Origin of the sequence: Streptomyces sp. NPDC026673, from assembly GCF_040638135.1 — a bacterium.
Classification (GTDB): Bacteria; Actinomycetota; Actinomycetes; order Streptomycetales; family Streptomycetaceae; genus Actinacidiphila.
The window spans coordinates 1-14639 of record NZ_JBEZXR010000127.1 but is presented as its reverse complement, the minus strand read 5'-3'; the positions used below and the strand labels follow the sequence as shown (position 1 = coordinate 14639).

The following is a 14639-nucleotide window of genomic DNA, read 5'->3' as shown; positions in this document are numbered from 1 at the left end:
GCTCCCGAGTGCTGCGCCTGGAAGACCTGGACACCAGCAACGGCCCCGACCTGAAAGTCTGGATCACGGACGCGACAGTGAAGCCAGGAAAGGACGGCTGGGACGTTTTCGACGACGGCGCGCACCTCAGCCTCGGCACGCTCAAGGGCAACAAAGGCAGCCACAACTACCCGCTGCCCGCCAACGCAGACCTCGAGAAGTACACCAGCGTGAGCATCTGGTGCGATCGGTTCAACGTCTCCTTCGGCGCCGCCCAACTGGCCCGCGCCTGAGCTTGACTCTGTCGGGGATCTTGGTCGCCGCCCGCGTTAACTGATCGCGCGCCAGGACATCAGGCGCCGAATTCCCTGCTGGTCGCAGTACTCCTGGAAAGCTGTCGGTGGTCGTGGGGGCGCGCTTTCGCCGGGGGGCCGGCGGCTGAGGCGCTCGACGTTGACGGCGATGGCGGTGAGGACGTGTTGCAGGTGCGCCTTGGCCTGTCCACGGTAGCGGCAGCGGCGCATGTCGTGGCCATGGGCGAACTCGCAGATGGTGCCCTCGATGCCGGATCTCACCGCGTAGCGCTCAAAGGGGCGGCGTCGGTGCCGGCCGCGACGCGGGGCTTCGACGCGGGCAAGAAAATCAACGGACGCAAGCGGCACATCGTGGTCGACACCCTCGGACTGCTGCTGGCCGTCACGGTCACCGCGGCGTCGGTCACCGACCGCGAGGCCGGGCAGACACTGCTGGCCCGCCTGAGCGAGCGGCACTGGCGGATCACGCGGGTGTGGGCCGACGGCGGCTACATCGGCCAGCTCGTCGACCTCGCCCGCAGCATCCTGCGGATCGCCCTGACCGTGGTCAAACGCAGCGACGGCACCAGCGGGTTCACGGTGCTGCCTAAAAGGTGGCTGGTGGAGCGCACATTCGCGTGGCTGATGCGCATCCGCCGCCTGGCCCGGGACTACGAGACCCGCGCCGACAGTTCGGAGGCGATGATCTACTGGTCGATGAGCATGGTCATGAGCCGCCGCCTCGCGAAGCGGGGACGCTGAACATCCCCGGGCTCTGCTCGGCCAGCCAGCCCCGCGCAATCAGTCGCTTGGCTTTCGACCGCACCCCCTCGACCTTCGCCGGCACCGGATGGAGACCGAGCGCCACCGCCAGCTGCCGGCAGTCCATCGCTCCACCAACCGGGCCGGCCAGGATCTGCATGATCCGCCGGTAGTCCGGCGCCAGCACCACGGCCTCCAGCCCTGCCCGCCACACCGGCACCACCGAACCGCGCACCGCACCCTCCACCGGCACCGGCACCTCCTTGGCGGTCACCCGGTCCCGCCAGGACCTGCCCGACCGTCTCACGGGCGATCACAAACCGCTCCCACGCGGCCTCCGCATCCCGCAACTCAGCCCGCAGCACCTCCACCCGCTGCCGAGCAGCACGCTCCCGCTCCTCCAACAGCCCCAGCACCGACGGCATCCAGCACCCCCACCGAAGAGACGACACGACACGTCATCCCTGCCGCCGAGCCGCCGACATCATGCCTGACCAGCGGAAACGCAGCGATCACCTACGGAAGGACAACAGCTTCTTACAGCAGTTCGATGGCTTGTCGTTCGAGTGCCGTGCAGGCGTCAACGATGCCAGCGAGCTCGTCGAACAGATGCCTACGCTGTTCGGCGTCGGGTGCTCCGTAGTCCTCGGCGAGCGCGTTGGCACGCTCCCCGAGGGTTCGAATCTCTTCCCTTGCTTCCTTGCCGCGGGACATGATCAGTAGCATCCGCTGCTCACAGATCTCCGTGTACGTGCCCAGGCCGGACACTGTCTCCAGCGCGAGGGAGGCCACTCGCTCCCAGCCGCGGGCCGACTCTCGGAACAAGGCTGCCGCATCGGCCCGGCCGGCCAGGTCCAGGAAGTCGGCATAAAGCGGCCGTGTCGCACCCGGTGCCGTGTACTCCACCTCCAGGCACTCATACAGCCTGCGCACCCCGTGGAAGAAGGGCACCGGCTCCCCGAAGCGCCGCTCCCACCCGGTCTTCGTCCTGGTGTCGCGCAGTTGGGCTGCGAGCTTCTCCATTCCGGAGAATCCGAAGTTGACGTCGAAGTTGTTGCCGAGGACCGGCCCGGTGAGATGCCCCGCGGTGGCGGCGATCGCGCCGTCGATATCGGGAGCACCGGTGGCCTGTCCGGTCGGCACGATCATCTGGTGGCGCCCCTTCTTGTAGGCGGACCAGGCTGCGCCGAACTCCTCGGTGCTGATGGCGTGCGGTGCAGCAGACTCATCGTCGACGTAGAGGGTGTCCCCGTCGTAGCTGGCGATGACGACGGTGTAGGGGTCGGCGCCGAATCCCGGCTCCATCCCGTGCCAGGGCAGCCGTGATTTGTCCACGGTGCAGAACACCGGATGGCCCGCGTCCAGGGCGTTGCTCAGCTTGGCCCACTGAGGCTTTCCGCTGTGCTGGATGTCGTACGGCACGTGCAGCCGGTCCAAGGCCGTTTGGACCCATGGCTCGGGATGGTGCTGGGCGACAATGGTCAGCATGGGCGGCAGGTCTTGGTACTCGAAGACGAAGTACATGAAGCCGATGCCCCCGGCCAGACCGGCAACCAGCGCCTCGTCGTGGACGCTGCCGAGGGCATGCCGGATCAGCGACGCCTCATGGTGCTGGTCGGTGCCGAACTCCGCATACGCCAGCCCATCGGGAAGCACCGCCAGCTGCGCCCTGGCCGCCTTGGCCAGTACATGGCCGCGGGCCGTGGTGTACGACTCCCCGGTGCGAGCCATCCGCTCACGCACCAGCTTCTTGAACCCTCGCTGCTCCGTCACTGTCGGTCCTCTCGAGGTGGCCGGCACGAACCCTCACGCAGACCGTCACCGTCACCCGGAAAGGAAGACAACGAAGGAAGCCACGCCTACGACGACAAGAAGATCACCTTTGCCCCTGCGGCGCCGGGTGGCGTGAGCACTCGGTCTAGGGGTCGGGCGTGTAGGAAGCGCCGCCACCAGGCTATCTCGCCGCCGGCGAGCGGACAAACATTCCCGCCTCGCACTCACTGATGCCCAATGGTGTTTGTCAAGGGCTTCGGTGATGCTTGGCGATCAGGTCACGCTGCTGTGAGTCCGCGGTGGGGTGGCTCGGTGGTGAAGGTGCGTTGGTCTCGGATGAGGGCCCAGAGCACATCGAGGCGGCGTCGGGCGAGTGCGAGGATCGCCTGTTTGTGGGTTTTCCCCTCGCTTCGTTTGCGCTGGTAGAAGGCCTGTGAGGTGAGGCAGCAGCGGGCGGCGACCTGGGCGGAGAGGTAGAACACGCGCAGCAGGCGGCGGTACAAGCGGCCTGGCGAGCCGGATGTCTGGCCGCCTGCGGACGTCATTGTTTTCGCGCCGGCCACGTTCAACTCGGTGAACTCCTGGGCGCTGGGGCTCACGCACCACTTCGTGGTCGGGGTGGCCGCCGAAGGCATCGGAAAGAACATCCCGATCGTGGCGATGCCCTGTGTGAACGCGGCCTACGTACAGCACCACCAGTTCGAGGAGAGCGTTGCGAGGCTGCGGGCGATGGGCGTGACCGTGCTCTACGGCGACGACGGTTTCGTCCCGAACCAGCCTGGAACCGGAAAGCCCGCAGACTATCCCTGGCACCGAGCGCTGGATGTCGCAGCGGCCCTGACTGGGGCATGACCAGCGCTGGCCCTGCGCCGGCCGCCGCGCGCCCGGGTCACGTGCCGTGGGACGGGGCGACCTCGAGGCCGTCCGCGACATGGCGAGCATGTTCTCCCGGATCGACCAGCGGCACGGCGGCGGTCACGCCCGTACGGCCGTTGTCCAGTACTTCACCTCTGAGGTGGTGGCGCTGCTGCGCGGCCGGTTCGCGGACGACGCGATACGGCGTGACATGTTCTCCGCCGCCGCAGAGCTGGCGTGCCTGGCCGGGTGGATGGCGTTCGACAACAGCGAGCACGCCACGACACAGCGGTACTTCACCGGGTCGGTGAAGCTGGCGGCCGAGGCTGACGACCCGCCGATGGCCGCGCACGTGCTGCGCGCCATGGCGCACCAGGCTGTCGACCTCGGGCACCCACGGCAGGCCCTGGACCTGGCGGCCGCGTCCGTGGACGGGCGCCGCTACGCCCTCGCCACGCCCCGGGAGCGGTCGCTGCTGGGCGTGGTCCCTGCCCGCGCGCTCGCGGCGACCGGCGCCAGGGTGCGCGCGGTGGCGGCGCTGCTGCACGCCGAGGACGACCTCCGTAGCGCGTCCGACGGCGACGCCGAGCCGGGCCGGGTGTTCTTCTTCAAGGAGGCTTCCCTCGCCCACGAGAGCGCGTGCACGCTCCGGGACAGCGGGGACCTCGGCGGGGCCCTGTCGCAGTTCCGGCGAAGCGTCCGCACCCGGCAGGCGACCCCGTTCAAGCGGACCCACGCCGTGACCCTCGGGTCCTTCGGGGCCGTGCTGGCCCGCCAGGGCCTCATTGAGGAGGCGTGCGCGACGTGGGACCGGGCCCTGGACGCCATGGACGGGGTGCACTCCGGACGGGCCCGGGGGACTGCGGTCCAGATGCGTTCCGCGTTGTCGCCGTACCGGTGTCGGCGTACACATGAAAGTGCTCACCGAGGTACGGCGCTACGTACCCATCCCACGCGCTCAGGGCTGGTTGTTCAGGGCGTGTGGGAGAAGCGCACTCGCACTGTGAGCAGGTCACCCGACGCATTCAGATCGGCGATCACCGGGAATAGGCCGTCGCCCCAACTCGTCATTGCGCACAGCACTCGGGCATCACCGAGTTGCACGGATCCGGCTTCGACTTGCGAAGCGCGTACCTCGCGCATGATCTGCCAGTGGTGGGAGTGGGGTCGGAAGTCCACCGCCATGCGTCGTCCGGTCTCGTCCTTCCATCTCGACAGAGCACGTGCTCTGTCCATGGCTTCCAAGACGGGCAGGGCGGCCCACCCCCGAACGCCGTCCTCGCCGGGCTCTCCGAGCTCGGGTGCGGCAAATGTGACGGCGGCTTCGTCTGCCGCGGCACCCCAGAACGCCACGTCGGCCAAGCCGTCCACCGGCTCATCGTGCTGCCATGTGTTCAAGGCGTCGACATCGCCGAAAAGCACACGTGCCCAGTCCACTCCTATGTCGCCCAAGGAAACCGATGATGCGACCTGGCCCTCATCCATCCGGATCGAGATCTCGGACCATCGAGCCCCGATGCCGTCGCCGTAGTCGACTCGTGTGGCCATCACGGGCAGGTGCCGACTTCTGGGCACGCCACCCACTGCAACAACGGGTACTCCGAACATCAAGAAGCTGCCACCGCCCTCTTGGACTGTCCGACGGGCCCTGCGGGCATGGGCCTCCCGAACGGGCAGGGCCTCCAGTCGCGCGTCCAGGCCGACAGATCGGCAGTGACCATCGAAAGTAGCCTCGAATTCGGCGGCTTTCGAGGCCGGGATGTCATGGAGCCTGGAGCCGGGCTGTCTATCAAAGGTCCGAACGGCTTCGGAGGCGTCCGGCCCGGTGACCACGAAGTCAATGGCGCCCGTGACGTCGGCGGCCATGGCAGGGTCTTCGAGACCCAAGGCGGCCGGATCGATGTCCGCTGGCGACCGGTCTCCGCTCCACAGCCCCAGGTAACCACCGTCAATGATCACTAGGGTGCCGGACGGGCAACTGATGGCCCCCAGTTCGAACATCTCTTCCATGGCGCGCGAGTCTACGGCCACCCGGCAAGCCGTCCGCGGGCGGATGGCTAGGGCTGTCGGACGGCCGCTGGGGCCCTACGTCGCACGGCAGGGGTGTGCACGTTTCCGCGTACCGACCTGTGCACTTTCACGCGAACGCCGACAACCGGCAGCGCGGGGTGCGGGCGGTACGGGAGACCGACGCCCGCGCGGCCGCGTTCCTGTCGGACGTGGCCTGACCACCGGGAGGGAGACGACGTGTTCGAGCTGGAGCCCATCGGCCGCGTGGTGAGCGGACGGACCGAGGTCGCGGACGACTACTGGGGCGGGGTGGAGTCCGTCATCCGCCTCGACGACCGCTTCCCCGCCCAGACGGTCCAGGGCCTCGAGGAGTTCTCGCACCTGGTCGTCACGTGGGCGTTCCACCTCGCTTCCCCGGACGACGTGGCGCTGCACGCGCGCAGCCCCCGCAGCAACCCGGTCTGGCCGGTCACGGGAACGTTCGTGCACCGCAACCACCGCCGGCCGAACCAGATCGCCACGAGCTTCCCGTGGCTGCTGCAGGTGGACGGTCTCGACCTCCACGTGAGCGACCTCGACGCGGTCGTGGGCACGCCCGTCGTGGACCTCGCCCCGTATTTCCGGGAGATGGGCCCCCGGGGCCCGGTGGACGAGCCATCGTGGCCCGGGGAGATGCTGGGCGGCTACTGGGCCGAGCCGCGCCCCTGAGGCCATCCCTCAGCCGTGCGCGGGACTGTTCCCTCCCGGGCGATGGTGATGGCGGCGTTGACCGGGTATCGGGTGCGGTTGCGGTACAAGCGGCCTGGCGAGCCGGATGTCTGGCTGTCTGCGGACGTCATTGTTTTCGCGCCGGCCACGTTCGACTCGGTGAACTCCTGGGTGCTGGGGCTCACGCATCACTTCGTGGTGGGGGTGGCTGCCGAAGGTATCGGCAAGGGCATCCCGATCGTGGCGATGCCCTGTGTGAACGCGGCGTATGTGCAGCACCACCGGTTCGAGGAGAGCGTTGCGGAGCTGCGGGTGATGGGCGTGAGCGTGCTGTGCGGCGGCGGCGGCTTCGTCCCGAACCCGCCCGGGAGCGGAAAGCCAGCCGATGATCCCTGGGACCGGGCGCTGGATGCCGCAGCGGTCCTGGCCGGGGCGTGATCAGCCTGGCCGGGGTGGTGTTCTGTGGTCCGGTCTCGCGTCGGGAGGCGGCATGAGGATGACGATGGGGTGTCGGGTCGGGCGGCTGGCCGCGTTGAGTTGGCGGGGTTGCGCATGGGGGTGTGGGCATGGTCTGGATCGTTTGCGTGTGGCGGCGGTGGGTCGTTCTGGGGCCTGGGGTGGGGTGTGCTGCCGTGGCCTGGTGCTACGTGGTAGCACCGGGTGCCACCGAGGGTTATGGTGGTGGTATGGGAGCACAGCCGGAGATTACTCAGCGTGATTTGCGTACCAGGTCGAAAGAGATCATGGACGCTGTTCAAGGCGGTCAGGCGTTTATCGTCACCCGCGATGGTCACCGTATCGGTGAACTGGTTCCGCTACGGCGGCGCCGGCGGTTTGTTCCCCGTAGTGAGTTTGCCGCGATGTCGCAGACCGCTCCGGATGTTTCGCTGGACGCTTTCCGGGTCGACCAGGATGCCACTGCCGATCAGGAGCAGGGTGATCCCTATGCCCGCTGAGTACGAGCAGGGGTTGCTGGATACGAACATCATGATCTTGCGCAGGTGGGTGGATCCGGAGGAACTGCCGGTCGAGGTGGCGATCAGTGTCATTACCTTGGCCGAGTTGTCGGCTGGTCCTCATGAGGTCCGCAGGAACGATGAGCAGGGCGATTACGAGGAGTACGCGGAACGTGCCCGGCGCATGGATGTCCTGCAACGTGCGGAGAACGAGTTCGATCCCATTCCTTTCGATGTGGAAGCCGCCCGCATTTACGGCAGGGTCTGCGCCGCCGTGATCGGCGCGGGCCGCAAACCCCGGCGTCGCGTCGCGGACTTGATGATTGCCTCGATCGCCATTGCCGAGGGACTGCCCTTGTTCACCACCAACCCTGACGACTTCAAGGGGTTGGATGGTCTGCTGACCGTCGTTCCGGTCACCCGCCCGGCAGTACTTCACGACCGCTGAACGGTCCCGTCCACGCTGTGCGTTCGGGGACGGGCTCGGGTCGGGGGTTCGGGCCTTATTGCGCATGGGGGCGGGCTGGGTTGGGGTTGCGCATTCGGGTGTAGGGGTGGGTCCTGGGATGCGCAATGGCGGGGCAGCCGGGGGCCGTCGGGATTGCACATGGGGGGGACCCTCTTGGCGGTGGTGCGCAAGGGGGTTGGGTGCGCCTTGCGTATGGGCGGTGGGCTTGTTGGTGGTGTTGCGGGTCCTGCTTGGGCTCGGGGCCGTGGCGCTGGCAATCGGGGGTGTCGGGACGGCCGTTGGTGGCCGCCTGTGAGCCCAGGGTTGGTGTTGGCGGGGTCGGTGCCGGCAGCGGGGTGTGGGCGTTGGCGGGTTATGGGTTTCGTTGGGTGCGGCAGGGGCATTTGCGGGCGCGGCCGTCGGGGTCGGTGGTCCAGGCGTCGGCGATCCGGGCGGCGGCTGCGCGCGGGCTGCCCGGCGTTGACCCTGCTGGTGCTGGTGCTGGTGCTGGTGCTGGTGCTGGTGCTGGTGCTGGTGCTGGTGCTGGCGTGCCGAGGCCGGGGGTGCCAGGGAGGTGACCGTGTGGGGCGGGGGCGGCTGCCCGCTGGCTGCCTGGCGGTTTCCCTGCTGGTGCGGGCGTGCCGGGGTCAGTAGTGCCGGGGCGGGGGGTGCTGGTGGTGTTGTGAGGGCCCGGGCCCGGGCCTGGGTCGGGGGTTGTGGACGGTGTGGGGGGGGTGGGAGCTGGCCGGCCGACGGGTTTCCGGCGGTCGGGTGACCGGTTGTCGGTTGACCGACTGTCGGGAACCCGTCACTCGGTCCGGCCTGTACGTCTTCGGGGTTGTGATTGGTGGCGTCCGGGTCGGGAGAGCACGTGGTGACCGGGCGGAGGGCGGATGGCGCGGCTGGGGAGTGTGTGGCGGCCGGCTCTGGCAGTGTCGGCTCGGGTGGGGTGGGGGTGTGGTGGTTGCGGGGGTCGAGCCAGACCGGTTCCACGCGCACGGCCCGTGTTCCGGCCACCTGGGCCAGGAGGTGGTGGATGTCCTGTCGGCGGTGGGGGAGGCCGGCGACGGAGAATTCGGTGCGCCAGGTGCCGTCGGTGGCGTCCTGGATTTTGAGTTTGACGATGTAGCCGTATGCCACGAGGTTCCGCATGGCTTTGGTGAGGGCTTCGCGTCCGGGTTTGCGGGTGTTGGCCAGGGCGGCGATGGTGAAGTCCGCGCCGTCGGGCAGGCGCAGCGCGATGGTGAGCAGTCCGATGTCCAGGACGCTCAGGCGGTGGTCGTCGACGGCGCGGTTGTCGACGGCGACGAATCGTGGGGGCCGGGTGGGTAGTTTCCTCACTGGCCGTCACCTGCCCCTGTGGGTGTGGCCGGACCGGGAGCAGCGGCATCGGCACCCGGTGGGGGCAGCGGACGGGGTGCACGCCCAGGGGCGCGGTGATGTGTGGCCGTCCGGCCGGCTGTGCTGGCGTGCGGTGTCCGGGCGGCTATGCCCGCGACGTGGTGGTGCCCCGTGGTGGGTGCGGCCCCTGGCTGAAGGCCCTCGCCTGCGTCGTCGCGGGGCCGGCGCTGACGATGTACCGAGCAACTTGCAAGAGGGGGGCGGGGCGGCTGAACAGCCCGCCCCGCACTCTTCGTACACGCGGGATGATGAACCCCGTGCGTTGCCACCGCGATGTGATGACCTCGTCGGTTGACCCGGATGCGACAGTGACGCCGGGAAGGCCGATTGCCGGGCAAACCTGAGGCCCTCAGGACGGAAGAGCCTGATGCAGGACGGACAGGAGCTGGAGGTTTGTGTGGCTCTCGCTCCCTGGAACGGCGGTATAGACCAGGAGCCGCTGGGACTGGCCCGGATCGATGAGCGTTTGGCAGTTCAGTTCCAGCACCCCCACCCGCGGGTGCAGGAAGCGTTCGACGGCACAGTACGGCCCCAGCACTGGGCGTTCTTCCCAGAGCTCGGCGAACTCGGGGCTCTCCCTACGCAGCGAGTCGACGAACTCACCGACACGTGAATCGCGGCCGTCTCGAGCGTACGTGCCGTGGAGATCCGCCACCATCAGCCGGCTGTGTTGGGCATGGTCGCTGTCCGGGCGGAACAGGCGGGAGGCCGGATCTGTGAACCATCGATAGTGCGCACTGCGCGACAGCCCGGTGTACGCCGTTTGGTCACCCAGCAGCGCCACAGCCATGCGGGTCTGCTTCAGCGTCTCGCCCAGGTCGTTCACCACTTGGGCGGGGGTGTCCTCCAGGCAGTCCAGGATGCGCATTGTCCCGGGGGCAATGTGGTCGCCGCGCCGTACCTTGCGGGGCAAGGCATGCCCTGCGAGCTGAAACAGCTGGTCGCGCTCCTCCAGTGGCAGGCGCAGACCGCGGGCGATCGCGGAGAGCATCTGCTCGGAGGGATGGGGCCCCCGAGGCTGTTCGAGCCGACTGTAGTAATCGACCGACATGTCGCACAGCGCCGCCACCTCCTCGCGGCGCAGCCCGCCGGTACGCCTGCGGCGCCCGCGGGGAAGCCCGACGTCCTCCGGCTGAAGGGCCTCGCGGCGCGCACGCAGAAAGGCCGCCAGACCCGCTCGGTCCGCCATGGACGCACTTCCTCTCAGCTGGTGATCCTCCAGACGGGATATGCCAGCCCAGACGCTCCCGGCGGCGGTCCACGACACACTCGTGCGCGGAACTCCGTCGCGTCGTCCGGTGACATCGTCCACAAACACAACAGTGTGAAGCGACGCGGCCCCATCACAGATTCCCGCCAGGGACGTGATGCGTGCCGCGCCGCTTCACTCGCGTTCACCCTGGTGGGTCAGCGGGTGATCGCCTTCGTCTCCAGGAACTCCTCGATACCGGCGCGGCCCATCTCCCGACCGTTACCCGACTGCTTGTACCCGCCGAACGGAGCCTGGAAGTTGTGCTCCCCACCGTTGACGTCGACCTGTCCGACACGCAGCCGCCGGGCGATCGCCATGGCGTGTTCCTCGTCACCGGTGACGGCAGCATTGAGACCGTACACAGTGCCGTTGGCGATCTCGACAGCGTGATCGTCGTCGGTGTACGGGATCACGACCAGAACAGGGCCGAAGATCTCTTCCTGGGCGATGACGGACGCGGGGTCGACGTCCGAGAAGATCGTGGGCTTGACGTACGCGCCCTTCTCGAAGCCCTCCGGCCTGCCGGGCCCGCCGACCACGAGCGTGGCACCGTCGGCGACACCGCGCCGGATGTAGTCGTCCACGCGCAGACGCTGGCTCTCCGACGCGAGCGGACCGATCCGCGTGGCCTCGTCGGCGGGGTCACCGACCGTGTACTCGGCCGCGGCGGCACGCAGCTTCTCGACCACGGTCTGCTGCAGGGCCTCGGGCACGAGCATACGGACATAGGCGCCGCATGCCTGGCCCCCGTTAGACCAGGCAAAGGCCAGTCCGCGCGCAACCGCGAAGTCGAGGTCGGCCTCAGGCAGGACGATGTGGGCTGCCTTGCCACCCAGCTCGAGCGCGACCCGCTTGACCGTTCCGGAAGCGGCAACGGAGACGCTCTTGCCCGCGCGGGTGGACCCGGTGAAGGAGATCATATCGATCTTCGGATGCCGGGCGATGGCCTCGCCGACGACTGCTCCCGTTCCCTGGACGACGTTGAACACACCGTTCGGGAGCCCTGCTTCGGTGGCGATCTCCGCGAACATCCGGGCACTCAGGGGAGAGATCTCCGAGGGCTTCAACACCACGGTGTTGCCTGCCAGCATCGCCGGGACGACCTTGGTCACCAACTGCTGCAGCGGGAAGTTCCACGGAGTGATCGCACCTACGACGCCGATCGGCTCATGGATGACGAGCGAGTTCTCAATCACCTCCGTCCACTCGTAGTTTTCAGCCGCAGAGATGGCGGCGAGCGTCGATGCCACGGGGAATCCGGTTTGCGCTTGCCGCGAGAAGCTGATCGGTGCGCCCATCTCCAGCGTGATGGTGGCCGCGAGTTCCTCGGAATGCATGTGCATTTCCTCGGCGAGATGCCGCATGACGGCGATGCGGTCCGCCGGCGAGCTGGACGACCATGCGGGGAAGGCGGCGAGCGCGGCGTTCACCGCCTGGTCCACGTCCTCGGCCGTTCCCTCGTGCACGGACGCGATCACTGACTCGTCGGCGGGGTTAACGACGGAGAACAGCGCTCCGGAACCTTGGACCGCGCGACCATCGATCCAGTGGGAGGGAGTGGGAAAAGGAACCTCGGGGTGTGCGTTCATACAGTTCAGAGAACATCGACCGACGTGCGGCATCCATGTCTCGTCATGCCCGTGATCGGGGTCACTTTGCTGCCCGTCGCTGAGGCTGGATGGTGCGTCGTGCCCACCTGCCCGCATCATCGCGGATCCCAGAGGTGCCTGACCGTGCCCCGATCTTGCCTATAAGCGTGTCGTCGGCGCCGCACAGCCGCCGACGCCGGCACCGAGGCGCATTGCCGCCCACCTCCTCTGAGGCCGTATCCCCGCGGGCCGGGCGGCGCGGGCTGCCCACAGACCGCTCAACGACCCGATCGACACCGTCGTCCTCGGTTCCGACGCCCGCAACATCAGCGCCGTCCTCGTGGACGGCGAGCCCCTCAAACGGAACGGCCAGGTCCTCGACGTCGACCTGTCCAACCTGCGCAGCCAGGTCCACGCCTCCCGCTCGTCCGTGCTCAATGCCACTTCGCAGATAGAAGGGGGCACATCGTGTTCCAGCACTCCGATCGCTTCCCGACCGGCACGCCGCTGCCGACCGGCATCCCCACGCCGCCGCCGTTCGGTGTGGCGCGCATGGCGCCGTACCCGGCCGCGGCTGACAGTGCTTCTCCGTGGAGTCCGAGAGCACGTGTGCGCCCTCCGGTCCTGGACTGCCCGTCCCCTGGTCATTGCCGATCGGTAGGCTCGTATTTGTCTGCTGGTGATCAAGCGGCAACGGGGGAGGGCATGGGCAGGCAGGAGATGCACCGGAAAGTGCATGCCCCGCTGAAGCGGGCGGGCCTGGAGGTGCTCGAAGGCGGTGTGCCATGCACTGCCTTGCCAGTGTCCGTCATGAGCGCGATGGCCGGTTGCACCCACGAGGAGACGGGCCGGCAGGATACTTTCGTCGGCTTCGACGACCAGCAACTCATCGAGCAGGCCAACCGAGGCTGGTACGCGTTGGCGACCTCCTTCGGCCTGTTCGACGCCAGCCGCGAGTTCCTGCTCGCCCTCCCTGCCCATCGCTACAACCGGCGGGTGGGCCTGCTGCACGATCGGGTGACATCTGAACTGGCTTGCCCTGTGGGGCGGGTGGGAAGGATGTCGCTGTGCCCAAGCCCTATCCGGAAGAGTTCCGCCAAGACGTCGTGCGAGTCGCGAGGAACCGCGGCCCGGGGGTGACAGTCGAGCAGGTGGCCACCGACTTCGGGGTCCACCCGATGACGTTGTGGAAATGGATGCGCCGGGCGGACATCGACGACGGGGCCAAGCCCGGGGTGACCAGCCAGGAGAGCGCGGAACTACGGGAAGCGCGTCGGCGGATCAAGCTGCTGGAGCAGGAGAACGAGGTCCTGCGCCGGGCCGCGGCCTACCTGTCGCAGGCTCATCTGCCGGGAAAAGGATCTACCCGCTCGTGAAAGAGCTGGCCGCGGACGGGATGCCCGTCACGGTGACGTGCCGGGTGCTCAAGCTCGCCAGACAGCCCTACTACCGCTGGCTCGACAAGCCGGTGACCGACACCGTGCTGGAGGAGGCTCATCGCGCGAACGCGCTGTTCGACGCCCACCGCGAGGATCCCGAGTTCGGCTACCGCTTCCTGGCCGACGAAGCCCGCAGCTCGGGGGCCGCGATGGCCGACCGGACCGCATGGCGGATCTGCCGGGACAACCACTGGTGGAGCGTGTTCGGCAAGAAGCGCGGAAGGATCAAGAAGGCCGGCCCGCCGGTGCACGACGACCTCGTCCGCCGCAACTTCACCGCTGACGCTCCGAACCGCCTGTGGCTCGCCGACATCACCGAACACGCCACCGGCGACGGCAAGCTGTACCTCTGCGCGATCAAGGACGTCTTCAGCAACAGGATCGTGGGCTACTCCATCGACGTGCGGATGAAGTCCCGCCTGGCCGTGACCGCCCTGGACAACGCCGTGGCCCGGCGCGAACACGTCGACGGATGCATCCTGCACAGCGATCGCGGATCGCAGTTCCGGTCCCGGAAATTCGTCCGGGCACTCGACCGTCACCGGATGGCCGGATCGATAGGCAGAGTCGGGGCAGCCGGCGACAACGCGGCCATGGAGTCCTTCTTCAGCCTGCTGCAGAAGAACGTCCTCGACCGCCGGACCTGGGCCGCCCGTGAAGAACTGCGGATCGCGATCGTGACCTGGATCGAGCGGACCTACCACCGCCGCCGCAGACAAGCAGCACTCGGCCGGCTGACCCCCGTCGAATTCGAAACCGTCATGACCCCACCGGCCCTCCAGGCCGCGTGACCGAACCTGTCACCCGAACCTGCATCAGACCCCGCGCCAGGCCTCTGGGTCCGTGAACAACATCGCCTGGCAGTCCCTGATCGCCGCTTTCACCCAGGAGAAGGGCATCGTCGACGAGTCTTCCGCTCGACTCGCCGTCACCGAGACCCACGTGAGCGAGTATCCACGGGTCGTTGTCGGGTGCCGGCACCCGCAGCGGCCAACCGCAGGCCAAAGCTCTTGGATGTCGGTGCACGGGGTCCCGCACCTCGAGTGACCACGATCAGCAGGAAACGACCGGAGCACCCCGGGTTGCGTCCTTGGAAGTGGTGTAGCGGGTTGGACCTGATGCGGGGGTTTGCTCCGGCGTCCGGGTTGGTGCCCGCATAGACAAACGGCCACCG

The 14639-nt window shown here is 68.1% G+C and carries 16 protein-coding genes and 3 pseudogenes; 11 read left to right on the top strand and 8 right to left on the bottom strand.

The window, feature by feature from the left end; genetic code table 11:
• On the top strand, positions 1 to 272 hold a 272-nt coding region (locus tag AB0F62_RS40975; RefSeq protein ID WP_361811411.1), incomplete at its 5' end, for a DM13 domain-containing protein.
• Between the two features lie 36 nt (positions 273 to 308).
• Here the strand turns inward: AB0F62_RS40975 and AB0F62_RS40970 are convergent.
• A complete protein-coding gene (locus AB0F62_RS40970) occupies positions 309 to 554 on the bottom strand; it encodes a transposase (RefSeq protein ID WP_361811408.1) in 246 nt (81 codons plus the stop codon).
• A 27-nt stretch (positions 555 to 581) separates the two neighbouring features.
• Here AB0F62_RS40970 and AB0F62_RS40965 point away from each other — a divergent pair, with 27 nt between their 5' ends.
• Positions 582 to 1034, top strand: a complete 453-nt coding sequence (locus AB0F62_RS40965) for an IS5 family transposase (protein ID WP_361811405.1) — start codon at positions 582 to 584, stop codon at positions 1032 to 1034.
• Here the strand turns inward: AB0F62_RS40965 and AB0F62_RS40960 are convergent.
• From AB0F62_RS40960 to AB0F62_RS40950, 3 genes and pseudogenes are all read right to left on the bottom strand, one after another.
• Positions 1000 to 1459 (bottom strand): annotated as a pseudogene (locus AB0F62_RS40960) (hypothetical protein). The gene AB0F62_RS40965 and the pseudogene AB0F62_RS40960 overlap by 35 nt on opposite strands.
• A 112-nt stretch (positions 1460 to 1571) precedes the next feature.
• Positions 1572 to 2807, bottom strand: coding sequence for a BtrH N-terminal domain-containing protein (locus AB0F62_RS40955; protein WP_361811402.1), 1236 nt, complete (start codon positions 2805 to 2807; stop codon positions 1572 to 1574).
• A 278-nt stretch (positions 2808 to 3085) separates the two neighbouring features.
• A pseudogene (locus AB0F62_RS40950) lies at positions 3086 to 3283 on the bottom strand (hypothetical protein); the annotation flags it as partial.
• Between the two features lie 19 nt (positions 3284 to 3302).
• On the opposite strand from AB0F62_RS40950, the pseudogene AB0F62_RS40945 reads away from it, so the two are divergent.
• Positions 3303 to 3659, top strand: a pseudogene (locus tag AB0F62_RS40945) (hypothetical protein); the annotation flags it as partial.
• Between the two features lie 37 nt (positions 3660 to 3696).
• Here AB0F62_RS40945 and AB0F62_RS40940 read toward each other — a convergent pair.
• A complete protein-coding gene (locus tag AB0F62_RS40940) occupies positions 3697 to 4056 on the bottom strand; it encodes a hypothetical protein (RefSeq protein WP_361811399.1) in 360 nt (119 codons plus the stop codon).
• 578 nt (positions 4057 to 4634) lie between these two features.
• Entirely contained in the window at positions 4635 to 5672 is a 1038-nt protein-coding gene (locus AB0F62_RS40935; RefSeq protein ID WP_361811396.1) for a hypothetical protein, read from the bottom strand.
• 237 nt (positions 5673 to 5909) lie between these two features.
• On the opposite strand from AB0F62_RS40935, the gene AB0F62_RS40930 reads away from it, so the two are divergent.
• The 6 genes from AB0F62_RS40930 to AB0F62_RS40905 all read left to right on the top strand — a co-directional run bounded on the left by AB0F62_RS40930 (position 5910) and on the right by AB0F62_RS40905 (position 9116).
• The gene (locus AB0F62_RS40930; RefSeq protein WP_361811393.1) at positions 5910 to 6380 is read left to right on the top strand and encodes an SAM-dependent methyltransferase; all 471 of its coding nucleotides are present in this window, start codon (positions 5910 to 5912) and stop codon (positions 6378 to 6380) included.
• 42 nt (positions 6381 to 6422) lie between these two features.
• The gene (locus tag AB0F62_RS40925) at positions 6423 to 6818 is read left to right on the top strand and encodes a hypothetical protein (RefSeq protein WP_361811390.1); all 396 of its coding nucleotides are present in this window, start codon (positions 6423 to 6425) and stop codon (positions 6816 to 6818) included.
• A 248-nt stretch (positions 6819 to 7066) separates the two neighbouring features.
• Positions 7067 to 7336 (top strand): prevent-host-death protein, encoded by a 270-nt coding sequence (locus AB0F62_RS40920; protein WP_361809216.1) that lies wholly within the window; start codon positions 7067 to 7069, stop codon positions 7334 to 7336.
• On the top strand, positions 7326 to 7784 hold the full coding sequence (locus AB0F62_RS40915) for a type II toxin-antitoxin system VapC family toxin (protein ID WP_361811387.1): 459 nt from the start codon (positions 7326 to 7328) through the stop codon (positions 7782 to 7784). Before AB0F62_RS40920 ends, AB0F62_RS40915 begins: the two co-directional genes overlap by 11 nt.
• A 480-nt stretch (positions 7785 to 8264) precedes the next feature.
• Complete coding sequence (locus tag AB0F62_RS40910) at positions 8265 to 8438, top strand: hypothetical protein (protein WP_361811384.1); 174 nt, start codon at positions 8265 to 8267, stop codon at positions 8436 to 8438.
• A 378-nt stretch (positions 8439 to 8816) separates the two neighbouring features.
• Entirely contained in the window at positions 8817 to 9116 is a 300-nt protein-coding gene (locus AB0F62_RS40905) for a hypothetical protein (protein ID WP_361811382.1), read from the top strand.
• Positions 9117 to 9534: 418 nt separating this feature from the next.
• Here the strand turns inward: AB0F62_RS40905 and AB0F62_RS40900 are convergent, their stop codons facing one another.
• Together AB0F62_RS40900 and AB0F62_RS40895 are read right to left on the bottom strand one after the other, a co-directional pair.
• A complete protein-coding gene (locus AB0F62_RS40900) occupies positions 9535 to 10374 on the bottom strand; it encodes a helix-turn-helix transcriptional regulator (protein WP_361811379.1) in 840 nt (279 codons plus the stop codon).
• A gap of 218 nt (positions 10375 to 10592) precedes the next feature.
• The gene (locus tag AB0F62_RS40895) at positions 10593 to 12026 is read right to left on the bottom strand and encodes an aldehyde dehydrogenase family protein (RefSeq protein ID WP_361811376.1); all 1434 of its coding nucleotides are present in this window, start codon (positions 12024 to 12026) and stop codon (positions 10593 to 10595) included.
• Positions 12027 to 12731: 705 nt separating this feature from the next.
• Between AB0F62_RS40895 and AB0F62_RS40890 the strand changes: the two genes are divergently transcribed.
• Positions 12732 to 13166, top strand: coding sequence for a hypothetical protein (locus tag AB0F62_RS40890; RefSeq protein WP_361811373.1), 435 nt, complete (start codon positions 12732 to 12734; stop codon positions 13164 to 13166).
• Positions 13094 to 14256, top strand: a protein-coding gene (locus tag AB0F62_RS40885) for an IS3 family transposase (RefSeq protein ID WP_361811370.1) whose coding sequence is annotated in 2 segments (ribosomal slippage) — positions 13094 to 13378 and positions 13381 to 14256 — 1161 coding nt in all. Because the reading frame shifts where the segments join, the coding sequence is not laid out codon by codon here. Before AB0F62_RS40890 ends, AB0F62_RS40885 begins: the two co-directional genes overlap by 73 nt.
• Positions 14257 to 14639 lie beyond the last annotated feature (383 nt).

Coding starts and splice junctions, on each gene's coding strand:
- AB0F62_RS40935 (WP_361811396.1), bottom strand. CDS start 5,672: ATGGAAGAGATGTTCGAACTGGGGGCCATCAGTTGCCCGTCCGGCACC.
- AB0F62_RS40925 (WP_361811390.1), top strand. CDS start 6,423: ATGGTGATGGCGGCGTTGACCGGGTATCGGGTGCGGTTGCGGTACAAG.
- AB0F62_RS40920 (WP_361809216.1), top strand. CDS start 7,067: ATGGGAGCACAGCCGGAGATTACTCAGCGTGATTTGCGTACCAGGTCG.
- AB0F62_RS40915 (WP_361811387.1), top strand. CDS start 7,326: ATGCCCGCTGAGTACGAGCAGGGGTTGCTGGATACGAACATCATGATC.
- AB0F62_RS40900 (WP_361811379.1), bottom strand. CDS start 10,374: ATGGCGGACCGAGCGGGTCTGGCGGCCTTTCTGCGTGCGCGCCGCGAG.
- AB0F62_RS40895 (WP_361811376.1), bottom strand. CDS start 12,026: ATGAACGCACACCCCGAGGTTCCTTTTCCCACTCCCTCCCACTGGATC.
- AB0F62_RS40890 (WP_361811373.1), top strand. CDS start 12,732: ATGGGCAGGCAGGAGATGCACCGGAAAGTGCATGCCCCGCTGAAGCGG.